Genomic DNA, 19,828 nt, shown 5'->3' on the forward strand with positions numbered 1-19,828 from the left:
TCACGATTGAAGGCTGGCGCAAAAGCGCTGGATCCGTTTGAGGGCCTCAGTGAGGTTTTCTTCACTGGCTGCGTAGGAAATGCGAAAGTGACCGGCGGTTCCGAAAGCGCTGCCCTGGACGACCGCTACGCCTTCGGCGCTGAGAAGTTCGAGTGCGAAGACCCCGTCATCGTCGATTCGCACGCCAGATGGCGTCATTCTCCCGAAAGTGCATTCACAAGACGGAAATACATAAAAGGCGCCTTGCGGTGGCATGCAACGAATACCGATGCAGTCGTTCAGTCTATCGACCACCATGTCGCGTCGGCGTCGGAACGCTTCGCGGCGGGAGGTTAGATAATCTTGCGGGCCGTCCAGGGCCTCGACAGCTGCCCACTGGGCTACCGAGCTTGAACCCGAGGTGATTTGGCTCTGGAGTACTTCCATTGCCTTGATCAGCTTTAGCGGGCCAGCACCGTAGCCTATGCGCCAACCCGTCATCGCATGGCCTTTGGATACTCCGTTGATGGTCAGCGTACGGTCTTTCAGCCTAGGCTCGACCTGCGCAATGGTGCGATAAGCGAAGTCGTCATAGACCAGGTGCTCATAGATGTCATCGCTCATCACCAACACATTTTCGTGGCGCAGGAGCACCTGAGCCAGCGCGCGCAGCTCCTGCTCACTGTAAGCCGCGCCCGAGGGATTGGATGGCGAATTCAGGATCACCCACTTGGTTTTGGCCGTGATGGATGCGGCTAGCGCGTCGGGCGTGAGCTTCAGCCCGTGATCCTGGCTGGTGTCCAAGATGACTGGTGTGCCGTTGCACAGCGCCACGATCTCGGGATAGGACACCCAATAAGGAGCAGGGATGATGACCTCGTCGCCCTCGTTCAGAGTGGCCAGCAGCGCGTTGGCAATGACCTGTTTGCCGCCGCTGCATACGATGGTTTCTTCCCGCTTGTATTGAAGGCCATTGTCTCGCTCGAACTTCCTTGTGATGGCGTCACGCAGCTCAGGAATGCCGCTGACGGGTGTATACCGAGTTTTTCCCTGGGTGATGGCACGAACGGCGGCGATACAGATATTGTCGGGGGTATCGTAGTCGGGCTCGCCTGTGCTCAATGCGATGACGTCGCGGCCTTGTGCGGCCAAATCGCGAGCACGCTGACTTGCGGCGATCGTGCTTGATGGTTTGATACGGGATAGTGAAGAAGAAAGATAGGTCATGGATCTCTGGCGCCGTTTAAGCATGCCGAATGTCCGACACGAACTTTTGGGCACGTGGGTGTTTAGGGTTATTAAAAAACTCTTCCGGCGTCGCCCGCTCCAGAATGGCGCCCGCATCCATGAACACGATGCGATCGGCCACTTCACGGGCAAAGCCCATTTCGTGGGTGACACAGACCATCGTCATGCCATCGGTTGCGAGCTGCTTCATCACATTGAGAACTTCGCCCACCATCTCCGGGTCCAGCGCACTGGTGGGTTCGTCGAAGAGCATGACCGGCGGCTCCATGGCAAGGGCTCGCGCGATCGCCACACGCTGTTGCTGGCCGCCGGATAGCTGCGGGGGAAAGGCGTCGGCCTTGTTGGCCAGGCCAACTTTTTCCAGCAGCGCCAGAGACCGATCTCGCGCTTGCTGCACGCTCACACGCGAAACTGTTTTCGGACCGATCGACACGTTCTCCATCACGCTCAGGTGAGGAAACAGGTTGAAGCTCTGGAAAACGAAGCCGATGCGGCTGCGCAGGTCGTTGACGTTGACCTTTGGCGCGTGGACGTCCTGGCCGTCCACCGTGATCGTGCCCCCAGAGATCGGCTCAAGTCGGTTGATCGTGCGGATCAGGGTGGACTTGCCCGAACCGGATGGGCCGCAAACGACAACGACCTCACCCTTGGCGATGGTTTCGGAAATACCGTCCAGCGCCTTGTAATCTCCGTAGTATTTCTGGACCTCGCGGAAGGTGATCATGTTAGGCATTTCTTAGCACCACGTTGCGGCGCATATTGATAGTTTTCTCCAGCGTTCCGACGGCCAAGCTGAGCGACCAGCAGATGAGAAAGTAAGTGGCTGCGAGGATTAGGTAGACCTCAAACGGCTTAGTGAGCAGTTGCGCATTCACCTGATAAGCGGCGTAGGTCAGTTCATTGACGCTGATGATGTATCCCAGCGACGTATTCTTGATGAGGTTGATGAACTGGTTCAGGATGCTGGGCGTCATGTTGACAAGGGCCTGAGGCAGCACAATTTTTCGCATTGTCTGCATATAGGTCATGCCTACCGCGCGCGCAGCCTCGACCTGCCCCTTCGGAATGGCTTCGATCCCGGCACGAACAACTTCGCCCATAAACGCGAGCTCATACAGGACTAGCGCGCAGACCACGGTTGTTGTCCCGGAGATCGAGCGCCCAATCACCAGGGGCACGATGAAATAGGCCCAGAAGATCAGCAACAGGACGGGTAGCCCACGCACGGCGTTGACAATCACACCAGCAAATAGACGCGGTGCACGCAATGGGCTGGTGCGCGCCATGCCAATCAGTACCGCCAACGGAAACGAGATCACGAGCCCGGCGACTGCGATGAACAGGGTGAGCGCGAGCCCCCCCAGCGGGCCGTATGGATATTGACCGATCAATAGCAGAAGGCCGTATTTGTCCAGGATATCGATCATGCGCCTTTACCCGCGATTTTCAGCCGTTCACTCCAATAGTGACCCACTGCAGTCAGGACAAAGGAACATATCCAGTAGAAGGCAGAAGCAAGTGCGAAGGCCTCGAAGGTACGATAGGTTTCGTTTTCAATCTGACGCGATGCGTAGGTGACTTCTGCCAGGCCCACAGTCATCGCCAGGCTGGTTGACTTGAATAAACTGAGCGATTGATTCACAAGAGGTGGAAAGGCTGCCCGCAGTGCCTGCGGGATCAATACGATGCGCATCGACTGCAGATAGGTCATGCCGAGCGCGCGCGCGGCTTCCAATTGGGTATGCGGCAATGACCGCAGGCCACTGCGCAGATCTTCTGACATGTATGCGGCGCTGTTCAGGGACAGGGCGATCCAGACAAGAACGAACTCGCTGTTGTGAGCATTGATCCATGCCTGCCAGGAATCTGGCAATAGTTGCGGCACACCGAAATACCAAAGAAAGACCTGGACCAGCTGCGGCACATTGCGGTGATAAGCAACGAAGGCTTGGGTAAACGCCTCGAACAACCTGACACCGGACTCTCGCAGGGCAAGCAACATGAGCGCGATGACAAATCCCGCAATCCAGGACGCAGCGAAGAGCCCAAGCGCCATCGCCGCGCCGGCCGCTAGCCAAGTCACATATTTGGCCTGGAGCACGACTCCAAAATTAAGCAATTCCATAATGTCCGCGGTGAATGTCGACGGTAAAGCGTTGCGCGGATCGATCAGAAAGCAGACAAGGGAGTCAACTTCTTCTCGCGGGGAATCTGGAACTTCGTGTCAGGGCCGTACCACTTGTCCCACATCGCATCGAGCTCGCCGCTGCTTTCCATCTCGTACAGCGCCTTGTTCACGGCGTCACGCAGCTCAGGTTCGTCTTTCTTCATCCCCAGTCCAGTCGGCTCAAAAAACAATGCCTCGTCCAGGAACCTAAAGCGGCCACCACCTTCCTGGATAAAGCGCACGCCTGCCGCTTGTCCGATGGCCTGACCTTGAACCCTGCCCTGGACCAGCGCCAGGAAGGCGGTGGGGCTGTCCTGATAGGTCACGACTTCGGCAGATGGAATGCGGGCACGTGTGAATGTCTCGGGTGTGCTGCCTTTGTTGGCGCTGATCTTCTTGCCAGCCAGGTCTGCAAACGTTTTGATGCCCGATGCTTTCGAAACAATGATCTTGATGGGCAACTGGTAATGAATGTCGGAGAAAGCGATTTGCTCGGCTCGTTCTTTCGTGTAGCCCATCGCAGCAGCTACAACATCAACGCGTCCCAAGGTCAGCTCGGGGATGCGGGCCTCGACGGCAACGGGCTTGTGTTCGAGGGTGACGCCAAATCGCTTGGCCAACGCATTACAAAGGTCAATGTCGAAGCCCATGTATTGACGAGTGCGGGGATCTTGAAAGGCCAGGGGCTCGGTACCGGACAGCGTTGCGCAGATCAGGCGACCTCGGCTCTTGATTTCTTCCAGGCGGTTGGCGTTTGCCGTGGTCGCAACCGCACAGAGCGCGATCAGCAGGCAGCGGCCAAGTGTCTGGGTGGTAAAGCGTTTGAATGTCTTGAACATATTGACTCCTTTTTTTTAATTGGACAGCCGTCACGGGCGGCTCCTATCACCGGAGCCTTGTGCGTGCTCGGCTTAGCCCGTTGTCCGTGAACGATCTCGGCTGAAATTCAATCGAATTGTTTTCCGCCCTGCTGATCGGCTTGCGGTCGTTCGTTAACTATCGAGTGAACGGCATGCTTTGCACGTTCGTCTACGAAGAGCTGGAACACGTCCGGGCGCGCGTAATGGCCAACGACATCAAGGTCATATTTGCCGCGAATAATGTTGTCGAGATCGATCTCAGCCACCATCACGGCCGCGCCCTCAAAATTGGGACCTGCCAAGAAATTCCCGAACGGATCGACAATGCAACTTCCACCAGCCGTAAGCGGTTCTGAAGAACCGGTGTCTGCAGCGCTGACGTAGTCTTGGGGGTAATCCGCAGCCGTGGCGTATTGGTTGGCGCTGAACACGAAGCAGCGCCCTTCTATGGCGATGTGCTGCATCGAGGATGGCCATGTGGTGGCGCTGGCAAGCGTAGGCGCGCAGTACAGCTCGACGCCCTTGGAATACATGGTCGTGCGCAGTAGCGGCATGTAGTTTTCCCAACAGATCACCGCGCCGAGCTTGCCGATATCTGTTGCATAGACGGGAAGCGTCGAGCCATCACCAAAGCCCCAGACGGTGCGTTCGCTTCCAGTGGGCATAAGCTTTCGATGTTTACCCAGGAAGCTTCCCTTGTCATCGAAGAAAACGACCGTGCAATAAAGCGTGCCGCCAGAACGCTCAATCACGCCAGTGACGAGATAGATGCCCAAGTCTTTCGCAAGGACGGCGAGTTCGTCGATGTAGGGGCCTGGCACGTCGATCGCATTGCGGTGATAACGCAGAAACTCGTCGCGCCCCTGCATACTTCTGCCGCCGACATAGGCCCCAAAAGTGCTGCCCTTGGGGTAAGTGCCCAGCATCGCTTCGGGAAAAACGACTAACGAGGCGCCTTGGTCACGTGCTTGGGTGGCCGCCTCTTTCATGCGAAGCAGAGTTCGCTCGTTGTCAAAGGCGACGGCCGCCGACTGCACAACTGCAGCCTTGAATTTTCTATTCATGGTATTTGTACGGAAATTAGGTGAATGAGGCCATCGACTAAGCCTCAGTCAGTGCGCGTCGCAGCGCATCGCGGGTCATTCGAGTTTGATATTGCCCTTCCGGACAGTCTCTGCCCACTTGGAAGCTTCCTTCTGCAGAAAGGCCGAAAACTCGGCGGGCGTGTTGCCCACGGGCTGCGCACCCATTTCGGCAAATCGCTTCTTCATTTCTTCTTCTTGGAGCGATTCAACCACCGCCTTATGCAGTCGACTGACGACCGGCTCCGGTGTGCCCGCCGGCAGGAGCAGCCCAGCCCATTCGTACGCTTCAAAGCCCGGCAGCGACGTCTGTGAAATAGATGGAGCATCGGGCAACAACGGCGAGCGTTCCGGCGCCGATATGGCCAGCGCGCGCAACTTGCCTGAGGCGATCAGCGGATAACACGCCGCCACATTGCTGAACATAAAGTCGACCTGCCCACCCATCGTGTCGGCGATCGCTGGACTTCCGCTCTTATAAGGCACATGCAACATGTCCAGGCCCAAGCCTTGGCGATATAGTTCGGCGGCCATGCGCTGCACGGTACCGCTACCGCCAGACGCAAACGTCAACTTGCCTGGTTGAGCGCGGGCGCGTTTGATCAGATCCGCCTGATCTTTAATCGGAGAGTTGCTGCTGACGATAATGACGTTGGGCATCAACGTAACCAGCGATAGCGGCTGAAAATCCTTGTCTGAGAAAGGGAGGTTCTTTATCAGCGCTGGATTGATCGAGGAAGGCGTTGCGTCGTACAGCAGGGTGTAGCCGTCGGCTTGCGCCCTGGCCACAGCTGATTTGCCGATGACGCCACTTGCGCCAGGCCGATTCTCGACAATCACAGTGGTACCTAGATTGCTTCCCATACGCACCGCCAACTGACGGGCCACCACATCGGCAGCCCCGCCAGGGGCGTATGGCACCACCATTGTGATGGGACGTTCGGGAAAGGCGGCTTGCGCGGGACCCGCCAACAAAGAGCAGGTGAGCACAGCGATCTTCAAGATGGTTTTCATGGCGTGTTCGACAGAGAGGTGTTGATCGATCAATGCGCCATTTCTGGCAGGCCGTGCTCAAGTGGCGGACGGGGCGGAAGGCCAAACGCTTCGGGCGTAGGAACACCCATGCGCGCCGTGCCAGGGCCGAAGCGCTCGGCAAACTCAGGGGCAAGCGGACGCTTATCCGTACGCAGCCACAACCGCAACAAGTGGCGCTTCTTGTCCTCGTCTTCGTAGTCTTCAAAGGCTGTGCGCGAATGCACCGTGACATGGTTGTTCAATAACTGCATGTCGCCCGGCTCCATCTCCATCTCGAAGCACAATTCATTGCTGCCCGCGAGTTCGTCAAACAGATTCATCGCTTCAATCTGCTCGGGCGTCGCGGGGACACCACTTTTCTCGAATGCCGGCTCAATCGCATTTCGCAGGTAGCGGCAACTAAGCTTGCCATTGCACAAACTAAACACTGGGATGCGATGATCGGATAGCGGCGTACGACCGGGAAGATGCTCACCCTTCAGGTCATAAAAAAATCCGGCATACAGCGGCTCGAGCAATTCCGGCTTGCGTTTGAGTATCTCGTTATGAATCGAGGTGGTGCTCGTAATGCGGCTTAAGCCGCCCGAACGCGCCACACGCAGACACAACAGACCGACTACATCGCAGTTGTCTGAATGGAAGTTGAGCTTAGCGCTGGTGTTGTAGCCACGTGTCTTGTGCCCATACTTCACGCCCTCGTCCTTCACGTGGCCAAGCAAATGAGCACGCGAATTCTGCGTAACCGGCTGCCCTAAATGCCGCCCAATGCCCCAATAAATCCGCGATGCGTCGTCCTTGGAATAGTTGAGAACAGGTAGGCCACGCAGCACGGCCATGCCGATGCCATCTTCGACTTGCGCAGCTACCTTGTTGAGCATCGCCAACGTTTTGTCGAGTGGAAAGTCGTCCTTGGTGATGTCGGTGATCGGCATGTGCTTCACTTTCTCCAGCGCCGCATTGAGTTCGGCAATCTGGTCTGCAGTGAAGCGGTAGATCCAACTATGGTCCCTATTGACTTGGACTGCAGTCCAAGCGCTGGCATCTTCGATAGGTTTGCGTTCGGTCACTTGAGATCTCCCTGAAGCCGTAAAAAGTCGCGTAAGAGCTGCTACCAAAACGGATGGTAAGATCGCCAAAACATAATAAAAAGCGATATTTATCGATTAAAAAACATCTCTAAATGGAATATACGGGTTTACCTAATCAGGACTTACCATGACCTTCAAGCAACTCGAAGCGTTCTTCTGGGTCGTTCAGCTGGGTGGCTTCGCGCACGCTGCGAACAAGTTGGCCACGACCCAATCTGCCGTGTCCAAGCGGGTGCAGGAGCTCGAGGACGTTGTCGCAACGCAGTTATTTGACCGCTCGCAAAGAAGCGCCCGCCTGACCGAGAAAGGGGAAGAGATGTTCCTGATCGCCAAGCGGTTCCTGCGCCAGCGAGACGAGGCGCTTGAACAGTTCGAACGCCCGGAAGTCGTTGAGCGCCGACTGCGGATCGGCATGACCGAATTGCCCGCCATGACTTGGCTACCGAGGTTGGTTAATGCGGTGCAGAATCGCTACCCCAAAGCGCATTTCGAGCCCGATGTCGACGACAGTTTCCGGCTACGTGAGAAGCTGCTGAGCGAACGGCTGGACCTTATCGTCGTGCCCGACCTTTTCGAGGACACGCGCCTGCTGAAGACCCGCATCGGTACGGTGCAAAACGCCTGGATGTGCAAGCCGGGGCTTCTAGACGGAAATGCAAAGCTCCGAGTTCACGACATTGCTGAGCAGCGCCTGCTTACTCAGGCGAATTTATCCGCCACAGGTATTCTTTACGACGAGTGGTTTAAAGCAGCAGGGTTGGCGCCTGTTGAACGAATCACTAGCAATAACTTGGTTGCCATCATCGGCATGACGGTGTCAGGTCTTGGCGTAAGCCATCTACCAAAGCGCTGCCTGCGGCCCATGATTCGCGCTGGTCTGCTTCAGGTGTTGCATGTGACACCGAACGTACCCGACGTGTCCTATGTTGCCGTTCAGCGTGCAGATCGGACCAGTACTTTAGTGACCGACGTCGTCCGGATGGCCAGAGAGTGCTGCGCATTCGATCGGCCATTCCAGGCAGCTTCCGAACGGCCATGAGGTAATTTGCCTTGCCCCCGCCCATCAGAAATGTAACAACCCCCTTGAACCTGGCAGAACCACCCCTATAATTAGCACTCGTCACAGGCGAGTGCTAACAGCCGCCGGCCGTTCAGCCCCCTGTGCCTCCGTTACCAACTGGCCTTTTCTCTACTAACAGGAGTTCCTCATGGCCCTGCGTCCCCTGCACGATCGCGTGATCGTCAAACGCCTGGACAACGAGCGCAAGACCGCCTCGGGCATCGTTATCCCTGACAGCGCGGCTGAGAAGCCCGATCAAGGTGAAGTCGTGGCCGTCGGCCCCGGCAAGAAGACCGAAGACGGCAAGGTGCTGCCGGTCGACCTGAAGGCTGGCGACAAGGTGCTGTTCGGCAAGTATGCCGGCCAAAGCGTGAAGGTCGATGGCGAAGAGCTGCTCGTCATCCGCGAGGACGAAATCCTCGCCGTCATCCAGTAATAGCAACCCGACTCTACAAGGAAGCTGACAATGGCTGCCAAGCAAGTCCTGTTCGCCGACGACGCCCGCGTGCGCATCGTCCGTGGCGTTAACGTCCTGGCCAACGCCGTCAAGACGACCCTCGGCCCCAAGGGCCGCAACGTGGTGCTGGAGCGCTCGTTCGGCGCCCCCACCGTGACCAAGGACGGCGTGTCCGTCGCCAAGGAAATCGAACTGAAGGACAAGTTCGAGAACATCGGCGCCCAACTGGTCAAGGACGTCGCCTCGAAGACCTCCGACAACGCTGGTGACGGCACCACCACCGCCACCGTGCTGGCCCAGGCCATCGTTCAGGAAGGCCTGAAGTACGTTGCCGCCGGCTTCAACCCCATCGACCTCAAGCGCGGCATCGACAAGGCCGTCGCCGCCGCCGTCGCCGAACTGCAAAAGGCCTCCAAGCCGGTCACGACCAGCAAGGAAATCGCCCAGGTCGGCTCGATCTCGGCCAACAGCGACCAGTCGATCGGCAAGATCATCGCCGACGCGATGGACAAGGTCGGCAAGGAAGGCGTCATCACCGTCGAAGACGGCAAGTCGCTGGACAACGAGCTGGACGTCGTCGAAGGCATGCAATTCGACCGCGGCTACCTGTCGCCCTACTTCATCAACAACCCCGAGAAGCAAGTCGCTGCCCTGGACGACCCGTTCGTCCTGATCTTCGACAAGAAGGTCAGCAACATCCGTGACCTGCTGCCCGTGCTGGAACAAGTCGCCAAGTCGAGCCGTCCCCTGCTGATCATCGCGGAAGACGTCGAAGGCGAAGCCCTGGCCACCCTGGTTGTGAACAACATCCGTGGCATCCTGAAGACCACCGCCGTCAAGGCCCCGGGCTTCGGCGACCGCCGCAAGGCCATGCTGGAAGACATCGCCATCCTGACCGGCGGCACCGTGATCTCGGAAGAGACCGGCCTGTCGCTCGAGAAGGCCACGCTGGCCGAACTGGGCCAAGCCAAGCGCATCGAAGTGGGCAAGGAAAACACCACGATCATCGACGGCGCCGGCGACGGCAAGTCGATCGAGGCGCGCGTCAAGCAGATCCGCATCCAGATCGAAGAAGCGACCTCGGACTACGACCGTGAAAAGCTGCAAGAGCGCGTGGCCAAGCTGGCCGGCGGTGTTGCCGTGATCCGCGTCGGTGCTGCCACCGAAGTCGAAATGAAGGAAAAGAAGGCCCGCGTCGAAGACGCCCTGCACGCCACGCGCGCTGCGGTGGAAGAAGGCGTGGTGGCTGGCGGCGGCGTCGCGCTGCTGCGCGCCAAGCAAGCCATCGCCGAGCTCAAGGGTGACACCCCCGACCAGAACGCCGGTATCAAGCTGATCCTGCGCGCTGTCGAAGAGCCCCTGCGCACCATCGTCACCAACGCCGGCGAAGAAGCCAGCGTGGTGGTGAACAACGTGCTGGCCGGCAAGGGCAACTACGGCTACAACGCCGCCACCGGCGAGTACCAGGACCTGGTCGAGCAAGGCGTTCTGGATCCCACCAAGGTGACCCGCACCGCGCTGCAAAACGCCGCCTCGGTCGCCAGCCTGCTGCTGACCGCCGAAGCCGCCGTGGTCGAACTGGCCGAAGACAAGCCCGCTGCCCCGGCCATGCCGGGTGGCATGGGCGGCATGGGCGGCATGGACTTCTAATCGTCCTTGTCGCAGGCGCGCCGGCCTGGCCGGCGCGTGCAGTGCCTCAAAAACGCCTCGTGGCCATATGCCGCGAGGCGTTTTTCTTTGGCTGCGTAAACGGAGGGCTACCGCAATGTAGCGATCACCGCAGAGCAGATCAGGTTCATGGGGCCTTTTCCATAGCCAGCAACTCCGATCGCCCCAGCGCGCCTCGTTTCTCCGCGGCCTCAGGAGGACCGAGACCCGAGGCTTCTATTGTCTGGTCCAACCCCCTATATCGCTTGTCGTGCCTGGGGCTGCGCAACGCACACATCCCATCGTTCCATGCATGGACCATCTGCGTGGCAATCCAGGTCCAACGCGATTCGTTCTTCGCCGCCGCGATGATCTCGTGCCCGACCTCGACGGCGGATTCGCACAGTTGCTCGACCATCGAGGCATATTCCTTGCTGGAAATTCCCAGGCTGCCGACAAAAAACTGCAGCAGCGATTTGCCTGGGGCCCAAGTCTTGCGCCCGCCCACGGCAAGCCCCGGCCCATTGTTCGCGTAACGCGGATAGGCCTGCGTCGTCACGACATCGAACACGGGGCTATAGGCAACATCGCCAAGCGAGGTGTAGTAAAGCGCGATGTTCTTCGAATGGCAGTCCGCATTGCGCACGACGTAGTTGATCAGCAGTTGCCATCCGAAGTGCACATTCTGGGCACGGCGAAGTTCCGAAGGCACATAAACTTCGGTCGCGTGCAAGACGCGCTCGGTCGTCGGCAGATATTTCTCATGGGGAGGCAACCCCAACAGGCTGCACCCATCTTCCAATCCGAAGACAGGATGCCCCTCGGCATCGATGTCGAAGCGGTCAACGACCAGCACCTGGCCATCGTCCGACATCCTCGCCCTTGCCACGGGGACGACATTCAAACGCTCGAGCACGCGCAGGCTGTAGAACTCATTGAATCCGAGATAGGGCGTCTGCTCGTCGGATCCTTTGATGATGTGCCTGGGTGTCCGCAGCGTGGCCTTGCCCGGTGGCTCATCCTTTCCCTCCGGGGCAATGAACTTTGGCACCACGCCCGATATCCCGCTTCGGGCGTACTGCCGGACCAGGTCGCCGAACTGCCTGGTGTTGTGTTCAGTCGTCAACAACTCATCGATGCTGAGCGTATCGAGCTCCACACCAGGCCTGCCCCCCTCCACGGTCACGGCCACGCGTCCGATGCCGGACGCTCCGACGATGGCCAACAAGGAAAGATCCGTACCGTCCATGAGCGGGCCGAACGTCTCGCGGATCACGTTCAGCAGATAACCTTCGGGCAGATTCTGACGGAAGAAAGGATGCAGGTCGCGTGGCCAGCGCCAGGGCTCATCCTGCACGGGCATAGCCAGGCTGACGAAATCCTCGGCGGCTACGCCTGGCCGGTACTGGAGCAGGTACTCGTCCGCCTCCCGGTACAGTTGGGCAACCTGGCGGCCCCGCACGTGAACGTCGAGCCTCATGCGCTATTCCTTCGCACGCTGCTCGGCGAGGATGTCGTGCAGCGTTCTGGTGTGCCCGGCCTTGACCGCCTTGAGGTCATATCCCGCAGCCTCGAGCAGGCGCACGAGCGCCGACACGCTCATGTCATCGCGCGCCAGCGTCTCCATGCGAGCTACCGTGGTGCGTGCGACGCCGGCTCGGCTTGCCAAGGCTTCCTGAGACAACTTCGCCGATTTGCGAGCCGTCCTCAGCATCTCGGCGACTTGAGCAAGGTTCGTCATTTTGTAGCCCTTGGGCTATCAAATAGACTTCATTATAAGCCTTGGTAGCCCACAGGACACAAGGATAAAAATCTACAGTTGTGAAAAATGTAGCCCGATAGGTACAAAATACCGGAAATCGATTTTTTGTAGCCCTCAGGCATCAAGTTCCTTGGTACAGACCCTTGGCGGCTGTCAGCGACTGAAGGCCTGCCCTCGTGCCAGTTGCCTACACCACGCCCTGCGCCTGCATGGCCTCGGCCACCTTCACGAAGCCCGCGATGTTGGCGCCGTCGATATAGCTGACCGTGCCGTCCTCGCGCTTGCCGTGGCGCACGCATGCGGCATGGATGCTCTGCATGATCTCCAGCAGGCGGCCGTCGACCTCTTCGCGCGTCCATTGCAGGCGCACCGAGTTCTGGCTCATTTCCAGGCCCGAGGTGGCCACGCCGCCGGCGTTGCTGGCCTTGCCCGGGGCATACAGCACGCGGGCTTCCTCGAAGGCGTGCGCGGCGTCCAGCGTGCAAGGCATGTTGGCGCCTTCGGCCACGCACTTCACGCCATTGCGCATCAGCAACTGGGCGTCATCGGCATCCAGTTCGTTCTGCGTGGCGCACGGCAGCGCGACGTCGGCCGGCACGTGCCATGGACGCTGGCCCGCCAGGAACTGCGTGCCCGTCCGCCGGGCGTAGTCGCTGATGCGGCCATATTGCACATTCTTGATGTCCATCAGGATGGCCAGCTTCTCGGGCGTGAAGCCCGCTTCGTCGACGACGGTGCCGGACGAGTCGGAGACGGTCACCACTTTGCCGCCCAGCGCCATGGCTTTCTCGATGGCGTACTGGGCTACGTTGCCCGAGCCGGACACCGACACGCGCAGGCCGTCGAACGACAGGCCGCGCGTCTTCAGCATTTCGCCGGCGAAGTAGACGGCGCCGTAGCCGGTGGCCTCGGGGCGGATCAGCGAGCCGCCGAAGCTCAGGCCCTTGCCCGTGAAGACGCAGTCGGCGCGGTTGGAAAGCTTCTTGTACATGCCGGCCATGAAGCCGACTTCGCGGCCGCCCACGCCGATGTCGCCGGCCGGCACGTCGGTGTCGGCGCCGACGTGGCGATAGAGCTCGGACACGAAGGCCTGGCAGAAGCGCATGACTTCGGCGTCGCTCTTGCCCTTGGGGTCGAAGTCGGAGCCGCCCTTGCCGCCGCCCAGGGGCAGCGTGGTCAGCGCATTCTTGAAGGTCTGCTCGAAGGCCAGGAACTTCAGCACGGACAGCGTCACCGAGGGATGAAAGCGCAGGCCGCCCTTGTAGGGGCCGATGGCCATGCTGTGCTGGATGCGGTAGCCGCGGTTGACCCGCACCTGGCCCTGGTCGTCGGTCCAGCACACGCGGAACATCACCACGCGTTCGGGTTCCACCAGGCGATCCAGCAGATTGTGCGCCGCGTAGCGGGGATGCCGCTCGATGAAAGGCCACAGGCTTTCCATCACTTCGGTCACGGCCTGCAGGAACTCGGGCTGGCCCGGATTGCGAGTGGCGACTTCCTCCAGGAACTGCTGGACGCTCGTGTATTTCACTATCTATTCCTCAAACTGGTGCGGTTGTAATAAAAAACGCACCATTTTTTACCCTAAATGCTCTTTATTGGGGCATTTAATGCGTGATGATGGTGCAATTTCCCAAAAGAACCGTGGCTGGGTGGCGGGCGGATCTTCAGGAAAACGCGCCAAAGCCTTACATTTCCTCGCCATTCGCGGCTTGGGCATCCGGCACGGTTTTCTACAATGGAGACGTCGCCACGCCCTCAGGACGAAGCATGCAGGTACTGTCACGTTTTCGCGTTCCCCGCCCCCGTGAGATCGGCAACCTGATGAAGGACTGCGCCAACGAATGGTCGCTTCATCGCGCATCCAGCAAGGGCGCGGCGCTGTCGCTGTACATGGTGTTCTCGCTGGCGCCCATGCTGATCCTGGTGATCGCCGTGGCCGGCGCCTTCTTCGGCGAGGATGCGGTGCGCTCGGAACTGGTGGCGCAGATGCGCGACCTGATCGGCGAACGCGGGGCGGAAGTCATCCAGACGGTGCTGGCCAGCGCGCACGAATCCGGCAGCGGCTGGATCGCGGCGCTGATCTCCATCGGGGTGCTGGTGTTCAGCGCCACGACCGCGTTTGCCGAGCTGAAAGCCAGCCTGGACGACCTGTGGGAAGTGAAAGAGAAAAGCGGACTGAAGGCCATGGCGCGCAGCCGCCTGGTGTCGTTCGGGCTGGTGCTGGTGCTGGGCCTGTTCCTGCTGGTGTCGCTGGCCGTGAATGCGGGATTGGCGGCGGCCGAAAAGTTCTACGGCAACATGTGGGCGGCGTCCACGTTCGCCGTCCTGGCGGATTGGTTCTCGCAGGCGTTTTCGTTCTGCGTCGTCACCGCGCTGTTCGCGGTGGTGTACAAGCTGTTGCCCAGCACGCGCATCCCGTGGCTGGACGTGATTCCCGGCGCCATCGTGACCGCCGCGCTGTTCCTGGTGGGCAAGTGGGGCATCGGCGTATATCTGGCGCGCGGCGCGGCGGTGTCGGCATACGGCGCCGCGGGATCGCTGATCGCGCTGCTGCTGTGGATCTATTACTCGGCGCAGATCTTCTTCTTTGGCGCGGTGTTCACCCGGCAGTTCGCGTTGCGGTTCGGCAGCATGCGCAACGATCCCAAGGCGCCGCGCGACAACAAGGACGACACCGTGATGGAACACGGGCCGTCATGAGCGCGCGCGCCGGTGGCTCACCGGGCAGCGCGTGGCGGAACCGGTACGAACGGCCTGTCCCGTCATAGGTGTAGGACATCATCCGATGTTGCCGGGGTTCATGCCGCGTCGAGCACCGCGCCGCGCACGCCCGCCCACCGCAGCAGAGCCAGCTTCCGGGCGAGTTCGCCAGCGACGTCCGGCTGGTGCGTCAGGTCGCCGAAGAGGTCGGTGTGCAATGCCATGGCGTCCATGACCCGCCAGGCTGCCTGGCCGGGATCGTCGCCCGCCGCGTCAGCCGCGTGCTGCGCATCGCCCTGGCGGCGCGCGAGTTCATCGGCCAGGGGGTCGCATATCGGATAGGACAGGCCCAACTCGTCCTGTCCCCGCAGGTAATGCAGCCATGCCGCCACGGCCAGCGCCAGGCGATCATAGGTCTGCCCGGCGCGCGCGCGTTCGCGCAGGGGCGCCAGCAGGCACGGCGGCACGGTCGATGAGCCATGGGCCGCGCTTCGATGCGTACCCTGCGACAGCGCCAGATTGGACAGACGCTCCAATTGCCGCGCATGGTACTGCGCAAGATCCACCCCCGGCACGTCGTCCAGCGTGCTGGCGATTTCCTCGCGCATCATCGCGTCGATGAGGGCGCGTACCGGGGGCTGCGAGAAAGTGCCGCTGAGGGTCGCCATGCCGGACACGGCGCCCAGGTAGGCCAGCGCCGCGCGGGGGCCATCGGCCATGCGCTGCTTCAGCCGCGCGAACGGCGCGCTGTCCGGCACGACGCGCACCATGCCATGCGGGCCCGCGGCGGCCTCCCAAGGCGGGCGGCCGGCGACGAAGCTGTCTTCGATCACCCAGTCCAGATAGGGCTCGGCCTGCACCGGGCAGCCGTCCTGCAGCCCGACAGCCTGGGAGATGCGCGCGCGGTCAGCGTCGTCCGAGGCAAGCACGATGCGATCCGCCATGCCGTTGGGAAAGGTGCAGTTTCCGTCGATCCAGGCCGCCAGCGCCTCGTCCACGCATGAAGCGCAAGCCAGCACCAGGCTGCGAAGCGCGCGGCCGCTGGCGGGCCTGTCGTTGCACGACAGCACGGTCACCGCCGTGCCGCCCTGGCCCCGGCGTTGCTTCAGGCCGTGCACCAGCAGGCCGATGGCGCCGCGCGGCGCAAGCGCGCAGGCCGGATCGTCATCGCCGGCCGCCTCGCCGCCCCCGTGCCCCGCCGTATCGTCATCCCGCAAAGTCACGCTGATCACACGGGTGTCTTCGTGCGCGATCTGATCGAGCACCGCCTGGGGATTCCGCCGTGCATCCAGCACGCGCAACACGGCGCCGATCACACGCAGGCGTTCGCGCACCAGGCCGTTCGGCCCGGTATCGCGCAACGCCAGGGTGTAGACGCCGTTCTGCCGCGCCAGGGCCTCATGCCCATGGGCAGGGTTCGACGACAGCGACACACCGACGATGCCCCAGCGCAGGTCGCCGCTGGCCTCGATGGCCGCGTCGGTCACGGCGGCCAGCCACGCGCGCGGCGCATCGCCGATGCCCAACTGCACGATGCCGGCCTGCAAGGCCTTGCGGTCGTAGCCCGGCCGCTGCACATCGGCGGGCAGCCCGGCCAGCAAGGCCGGATGCAGGCGTCTCATCGGCGCTCCTCCCCTGCCCGGTTTCCCGGGGCGCTCGTCCTGCCGAGCATCAATGGTCGATCAGGTCGGGATTCCAGGCATGCACGCGTTGCCGCTGCTCGCCCAGGCCCGCCACCGACAGGTGCATCTCGTCGCCCGGCTTCAGGTACACCGGCTGCGGCTTGCATCCCATGCCCACGCCCGGCGGCGTGCCCGTGCTGATCAGGTCGCCCGGATACAGGGTCATGAAGCGGCTGACGTAGCTGACCAACTGCGCCACGCCGAACACCATTGTGCGCGTGTTGCCCGCCTGGAAACGCTGGCCGTTCACGTCCAGCCACAGGTCCAGGGCCTGCGGATCCGGCACCTCGTCGGCCGTCACCAGCCACGGCCCCACGGGACCGAAAGTGTCGCAGCCCTTGCCCTTGTCCCAGGTGCCGCCGCGCTCGATCTGGTATTCGCGCTCGGACACGTCGTTGACCACGCAGTAGCCCGCCACGTACGACAGCGCGTCGTCTTCGGACACGTAGCGCGCCTTCGTGCCGATGACCACGCCCAGTTCCACCTCCCAGTCGCTCTTGGCCGAATCTTTCGGCAGCACGACGGGATCGTTGCTGCCCACCACGCAAGACGTGGGTTTCATGAAGAGGATGGGTTCGGCCGGCAGCGGCAGATTGGCCTCGGCGGCGTGATCGGCGTAGTTCAGGCCGATGCAGATGAACTTGCCCATGCCGGCCCAGGGCGGCGCCAGACGGCCGGGCTGCGGCACCAGCGGCAGCTTCGAGGCATCCAGATCGCGCAGGCGCTGCAGGGCCTGCGGCTCCAGGGTCTGGCCGGTGATGTCGGTCAGCACTTCCGACAGGTCGCGCACGCGGCCCTGGGCGTCGATCAGGGCGGGCTTCTCCGCGCCCTTGGCGCCATGGCGCAGCAGTTTCATGGTGGCTGTTCCTTTGATGGGGAGGAAATCGTCGCATCCGGCGGCCTGCCGGGAAAACGGGGCCGCCGTCCGCCTCAAAGATACACGGACACGGCGGGACGCGGCTGCTATCGGTGCAGGATCGACTGATGGAAGCCCTGCCTGGCTTCGTCGGTTAGCCTTGCCGACGGATCGTAGACATGCTGGCCGGTGCTTGCTTGTTCGCGAGTGGCGCTCGCTTGATATCGTGCAGCCTAGGATCATCCGCATGGTCACATTTATCCTTCGAGTAGCGCACACACCACACCCAGGGTTAGCCTGACGCGTCTTATTGACCCTACGGCCATCCGGGTTACATACATATCTGGTAAAAACCGGGCTCGGTCGCAATCTTTTCCCACCGGAGCGTCATGTCGCCCAACCTTCCGCCGCAATCGCCCTATAAAAGCACAGGCGGCCTGCGCCGCATCATCAATGCGCTGCGCTACTCATTCCAAGGCCTGAAGGCCGCGATCAAATACGAGGCGGCGTTCCGCCAGGAACTGGTCCTGGCCATCCTGCTGGTGCCCGCCGCCTTCTTCCTGGGCCGCACCACCGACGAAGTCTTCATCCTGATCGCCGCCGTCATCCTGGTGCTGGTGGTCGAACTGTTGAATTCCGCCGTCGAGGCGTTGGCCGACGCCCTGTCGGTCGAGACGCACCCGCTGCTGGGCCGCGCCAAGGACCTGGGCAGCGCCGCCGTCATGCTGATGCTGTTCTTCACCGTGGCGGTGTGGGTCGCCGTGGCCGTCAGCCGGTTCCTGATGTAGCCAGCGCCGTCCCGAGGGTGGAAATACGCCCCTGGGTGCGGCAAGCGGTCATCTATCCGGGCACGAAGCCCGACTCTATACTCGGGCCATGGCGCACATCTCTACATCCGAGCCCTCCCGGCGTATCGTCATCGTCGGCGGCGGGGCGGGCGGCCTGGAACTGGCCGCCCAACTGGGCCGCATCCACGGCCGTGACCGCATCACCCTGGTCGACAGCCGGCCCTTCCATATCTGGAAGCCGTCGTTGCACGAGGCGGCCGCGGGCACGCTCGACATCCACCAGGAAGGCCTGTCCTACCTGATGCTGGCGCATCTGTGCGGCTTTGCCTTCGCCCAGGGCGAATTGCTGGAAGTGGACCGCGAGCGCCGGGCCATTCGCATCGGCGCCGTGAACGACGGCGGCGGCCAGACCGTGCTGCCCGAACGAGAAATGCTCTACGGCACGCTGGTGATGGCCGTCGGCAGCATCTCGCACTTCTTCGGCGCGCCCGGCGCGGCCGAACACGCCGTCACGCTGGACACCACCGAAGGCGCCGAGCAGTTCCGCCTGACCATGCTGAAGGCCATGGTCCAGGTCGACCAGGCCAAGGTGCGCGATCCCGCCGCCCGCCTGGACCTGGTCATCGTGGGCGGCGGCGCCACCGGCGTCGAGCTGGCCGTCGAACTGATCGAGGCCGGCCACGTCGTCAGCGCCTATGGCCTGCCCAATTTCCGCGCCGACCGCGACCTGGCGATCACGCTGGTCGAAGGCGCGCCGCGCATCCTGTCGGCCCTGCCCGAGAAGATCTCGCGCGCGGCGCATGCGCGCCTGATCGAACTGGGCGTGCGCGTGGAAATCGGCTGCCGGGTCTCCGAAGTCACCGAGCATTCCGTGCGCACCGCGGATGGCCGCGAGTTCGCCGCCAACCTGTGCATGTGGGCCGCCGGCATCAAGGGCCCGGCCGTCATGGGCACGCTCGATCTGCCGCTGAACAAGATGGGCCAGTTGCAGTTGAACGAGCGCCTGGAAAGCCCCGATCCGCACATCCTGGCGCTGGGCGATTGCAGCGCGGTGCCCTGGACGGAGGGCCGCAACGTGCCGGCGCGCGCGCAGGCCGCGCACCAGCAGGCCGACTACCTGGCCAGGAAGATCACTGCGCGACTGCGCAACAATCCCGAACCCACCGAGCCCTATCACTACAAGGATCACGGCTCGCTGGTCTCGCTGGGCCAGGATGCCGGCGTGGGCAGCCTGATGGGCAAGCTGGCCGGACGGGGCCTGTTCGTAAGCGGTACACTGGCGCGCCTGATGTACATGAGCCTGCACCTGATGCACCACCGCGCGGTGCTGGGCATCTCGCGTACCGCCTCTCTGGCCCTGGCGCGCCTCTTGATGCGGCGCACCCGCCCCCGGGTCAAACTGCACTGACCACGC

At 61.7% G+C, this 19,828-nt stretch carries 19 protein-coding genes; 6 read left to right on the forward strand and 13 right to left on the reverse strand.

Translation table 11 applies throughout. The annotated features are described in order from the left end of the window. The 8 genes from A6745_RS12815 to A6745_RS12850 all read right to left on the reverse strand — a co-directional run bounded on the left by A6745_RS12815 (window position 1) and on the right by A6745_RS12850 (window position 7,438). Window positions 1-1,206 (reverse strand): pyridoxal phosphate-dependent aminotransferase, encoded by a 1,206-nt coding sequence (locus tag A6745_RS12815; RefSeq protein WP_066127608.1) that lies wholly within the window; start codon window positions 1,204-1,206, stop codon window positions 1-3. 16 nt (window positions 1,207-1,222) lie between these two features. Beyond that, the gene (locus A6745_RS12820) at window positions 1,223-1,951 is read right to left on the reverse strand and encodes an amino acid ABC transporter ATP-binding protein (protein WP_066127609.1); all 729 of its coding nucleotides are present in this window, start codon (window positions 1,949-1,951) and stop codon (window positions 1,223-1,225) included. A gap of 1 nt (window position 1,952) precedes the next feature. Then, complete coding sequence (locus tag A6745_RS12825) at window positions 1,953-2,654, reverse strand: amino acid ABC transporter permease (protein ID WP_066127611.1); 702 nt, start codon at window positions 2,652-2,654, stop codon at window positions 1,953-1,955. Continuing rightward, a complete protein-coding gene (locus A6745_RS12830) occupies window positions 2,651-3,352 on the reverse strand; it encodes an amino acid ABC transporter permease (RefSeq protein WP_066127614.1) in 702 nt (233 codons plus the stop codon). The genes A6745_RS12825 and A6745_RS12830 overlap by 4 nt, the downstream gene beginning before the upstream one ends. A 44-nt stretch (window positions 3,353-3,396) precedes the next feature. Next, a complete protein-coding gene (locus tag A6745_RS12835) occupies window positions 3,397-4,233 on the reverse strand; it encodes an ABC transporter substrate-binding protein (protein WP_156513368.1) in 837 nt (278 codons plus the stop codon). Between the two features lie 107 nt (window positions 4,234-4,340). After that, window positions 4,341-5,318 carry a nitrilase-related carbon-nitrogen hydrolase gene (locus A6745_RS12840; RefSeq protein ID WP_066127617.1) on the reverse strand — a complete coding sequence of 326 codons (978 nt, stop codon included), beginning with the start codon at window positions 5,316-5,318 and terminating at the stop codon, window positions 4,341-4,343. 75 nt (window positions 5,319-5,393) lie between these two features. After that, window positions 5,394-6,350: a Bug family tripartite tricarboxylate transporter substrate binding protein gene (locus tag A6745_RS12845; RefSeq protein ID WP_066128824.1), complete on the reverse strand. Its 957-nt coding sequence runs from the start codon at window positions 6,348-6,350 to the stop codon at window positions 5,394-5,396. A 29-nt stretch (window positions 6,351-6,379) separates the two neighbouring features. Beyond that, complete coding sequence (locus A6745_RS12850) at window positions 6,380-7,438, reverse strand: TauD/TfdA family dioxygenase (protein WP_066127620.1); 1,059 nt, start codon at window positions 7,436-7,438, stop codon at window positions 6,380-6,382. A 148-nt stretch (window positions 7,439-7,586) separates the two neighbouring features. On the opposite strand from A6745_RS12850, the gene A6745_RS12855 reads away from it, so the two are divergent. The 3 genes from A6745_RS12855 (at window position 7,587) to groL (ending at window position 10,626) form a co-directional block, all read left to right on the forward strand. Further along, window positions 7,587-8,498: a LysR family transcriptional regulator gene (locus A6745_RS12855; RefSeq protein ID WP_066127622.1), complete on the forward strand. Its 912-nt coding sequence runs from the start codon at window positions 7,587-7,589 to the stop codon at window positions 8,496-8,498. Window positions 8,499-8,667: 169 nt separating this feature from the next. Then, on the forward strand, window positions 8,668-8,955 hold the full coding sequence (gene groES, locus A6745_RS12860) for a co-chaperone GroES (RefSeq protein ID WP_066127625.1): 288 nt from the start codon (window positions 8,668-8,670) through the stop codon (window positions 8,953-8,955). 30 nt (window positions 8,956-8,985) lie between these two features. Beyond that, window positions 8,986-10,626 carry a chaperonin GroEL gene (gene groL / locus A6745_RS12865; RefSeq protein ID WP_066127628.1) on the forward strand — a complete coding sequence of 547 codons (1,641 nt, stop codon included), beginning with the start codon at window positions 8,986-8,988 and terminating at the stop codon, window positions 10,624-10,626. 145 nt (window positions 10,627-10,771) lie between these two features. On the opposite strand, the gene A6745_RS12870 is transcribed toward groL, so the two are convergent. From A6745_RS12870 to gdhA, 3 genes are all read right to left on the reverse strand, one after another. Continuing rightward, complete coding sequence (locus tag A6745_RS12870; protein ID WP_066127630.1) at window positions 10,772-12,103, reverse strand: type II toxin-antitoxin system HipA family toxin; 1,332 nt, start codon at window positions 12,101-12,103, stop codon at window positions 10,772-10,774. 3 nt (window positions 12,104-12,106) lie between these two features. Further along, the gene (locus tag A6745_RS12875) at window positions 12,107-12,364 is read right to left on the reverse strand and encodes a helix-turn-helix domain-containing protein (RefSeq protein WP_066127632.1); all 258 of its coding nucleotides are present in this window, start codon (window positions 12,362-12,364) and stop codon (window positions 12,107-12,109) included. Window positions 12,365-12,572: 208 nt separating this feature from the next. Continuing rightward, a complete protein-coding gene (gdhA, locus tag A6745_RS12880; RefSeq protein ID WP_066127634.1) occupies window positions 12,573-13,916 on the reverse strand; it encodes an NADP-specific glutamate dehydrogenase in 1,344 nt (447 codons plus the stop codon). Window positions 13,917-14,155: 239 nt separating this feature from the next. Between gdhA and A6745_RS12885 the strand changes: the two genes are divergently transcribed. Further along, window positions 14,156-15,088, forward strand: coding sequence for a YihY/virulence factor BrkB family protein (locus A6745_RS12885; RefSeq protein ID WP_066127636.1), 933 nt, complete (start codon window positions 14,156-14,158; stop codon window positions 15,086-15,088). Window positions 15,089-15,186: 98 nt separating this feature from the next. Here A6745_RS12885 and A6745_RS12890 read toward each other — a convergent pair whose 3' ends face one another. Both A6745_RS12890 and A6745_RS12895 read right to left on the reverse strand, forming a co-directional pair. Further along, the gene (locus A6745_RS12890; RefSeq protein WP_066127638.1) at window positions 15,187-16,710 is read right to left on the reverse strand and encodes a mannitol dehydrogenase family protein; all 1,524 of its coding nucleotides are present in this window, start codon (window positions 16,708-16,710) and stop codon (window positions 15,187-15,189) included. 49 nt (window positions 16,711-16,759) lie between these two features. Further along, window positions 16,760-17,626 (reverse strand): fumarylacetoacetate hydrolase family protein, encoded by an 867-nt coding sequence (locus A6745_RS12895; RefSeq protein ID WP_066127641.1) that lies wholly within the window; start codon window positions 17,624-17,626, stop codon window positions 16,760-16,762. Between the two features lie 389 nt (window positions 17,627-18,015). Here A6745_RS12895 and A6745_RS12900 point away from each other — a divergent pair, with 389 nt between their 5' ends. Further along, window positions 18,016-18,414, forward strand: coding sequence for a diacylglycerol kinase (locus A6745_RS12900; RefSeq protein WP_066127644.1), 399 nt, complete (start codon window positions 18,016-18,018; stop codon window positions 18,412-18,414). A gap of 88 nt (window positions 18,415-18,502) precedes the next feature. Beyond that, on the forward strand, window positions 18,503-19,822 hold the full coding sequence (locus A6745_RS12905; protein WP_066127647.1) for an NAD(P)/FAD-dependent oxidoreductase: 1,320 nt from the start codon (window positions 18,503-18,505) through the stop codon (window positions 19,820-19,822). The last annotated feature ends 6 nt before the right edge of the window (window positions 19,823-19,828 follow it).

The sequence above is a fragment of the Bordetella ansorpii genome (assembly GCF_900078705.1).
Lineage (GTDB): Bacteria > Pseudomonadota > Gammaproteobacteria > Burkholderiales > Burkholderiaceae_B > Bordetella > Bordetella ansorpii_A.

Bases quoted from the DNA above. Each gene is read 5' to 3' on its own strand.
- A6745_RS12815 (WP_066127608.1), bottom strand. From the start codon at position 1,206: ATGACCTATCTTTCTTCTTCACTATCCCGTATCAAACCATCAAGCACG.
- A6745_RS12820 (WP_066127609.1), bottom strand. From the start codon at position 1,951: ATGATCACCTTCCGCGAGGTCCAGAAATACTACGGAGATTACAAGGCG.
- A6745_RS12825 (WP_066127611.1), bottom strand. From the start codon at position 2,654: ATGATCGATATCCTGGACAAATACGGCCTTCTGCTATTGATCGGTCAA.
- A6745_RS12830 (WP_066127614.1), bottom strand. From the start codon at position 3,352: ATGGAATTGCTTAATTTTGGAGTCGTGCTCCAGGCCAAATATGTGACT.
- A6745_RS12835 (WP_156513368.1), bottom strand. From the start codon at position 4,233: ATGTTCAAGACATTCAAACGCTTTACCACCCAGACACTTGGCCGCTGC.
- A6745_RS12840 (WP_066127617.1), bottom strand. From the start codon at position 5,318: ATGAATAGAAAATTCAAGGCTGCAGTTGTGCAGTCGGCGGCCGTCGCC.
- A6745_RS12845 (WP_066128824.1), bottom strand. From the start codon at position 6,350: ATGAAAACCATCTTGAAGATCGCTGTGCTCACCTGCTCTTTGTTGGCG.
- A6745_RS12855 (WP_066127622.1), top strand. From the start codon at position 7,587: ATGACCTTCAAGCAACTCGAAGCGTTCTTCTGGGTCGTTCAGCTGGGT.
- groES (WP_066127625.1), top strand. From the start codon at position 8,668: ATGGCCCTGCGTCCCCTGCACGATCGCGTGATCGTCAAACGCCTGGAC.
- groL (WP_066127628.1), top strand. From the start codon at position 8,986: ATGGCTGCCAAGCAAGTCCTGTTCGCCGACGACGCCCGCGTGCGCATC.
- A6745_RS12870 (WP_066127630.1), bottom strand. From the start codon at position 12,103: ATGAGGCTCGACGTTCACGTGCGGGGCCGCCAGGTTGCCCAACTGTAC.
- A6745_RS12875 (WP_066127632.1), bottom strand. From the start codon at position 12,364: ATGACGAACCTTGCTCAAGTCGCCGAGATGCTGAGGACGGCTCGCAAA.
- A6745_RS12885 (WP_066127636.1), top strand. From the start codon at position 14,156: ATGCAGGTACTGTCACGTTTTCGCGTTCCCCGCCCCCGTGAGATCGGC.
- A6745_RS12890 (WP_066127638.1), bottom strand. From the start codon at position 16,710: ATGAGACGCCTGCATCCGGCCTTGCTGGCCGGGCTGCCCGCCGATGTG.
- A6745_RS12895 (WP_066127641.1), bottom strand. From the start codon at position 17,626: ATGAAACTGCTGCGCCATGGCGCCAAGGGCGCGGAGAAGCCCGCCCTG.
- A6745_RS12900 (WP_066127644.1), top strand. From the start codon at position 18,016: ATGTCGCCCAACCTTCCGCCGCAATCGCCCTATAAAAGCACAGGCGGC.
- A6745_RS12905 (WP_066127647.1), top strand. From the start codon at position 18,503: ATGGCGCACATCTCTACATCCGAGCCCTCCCGGCGTATCGTCATCGTC.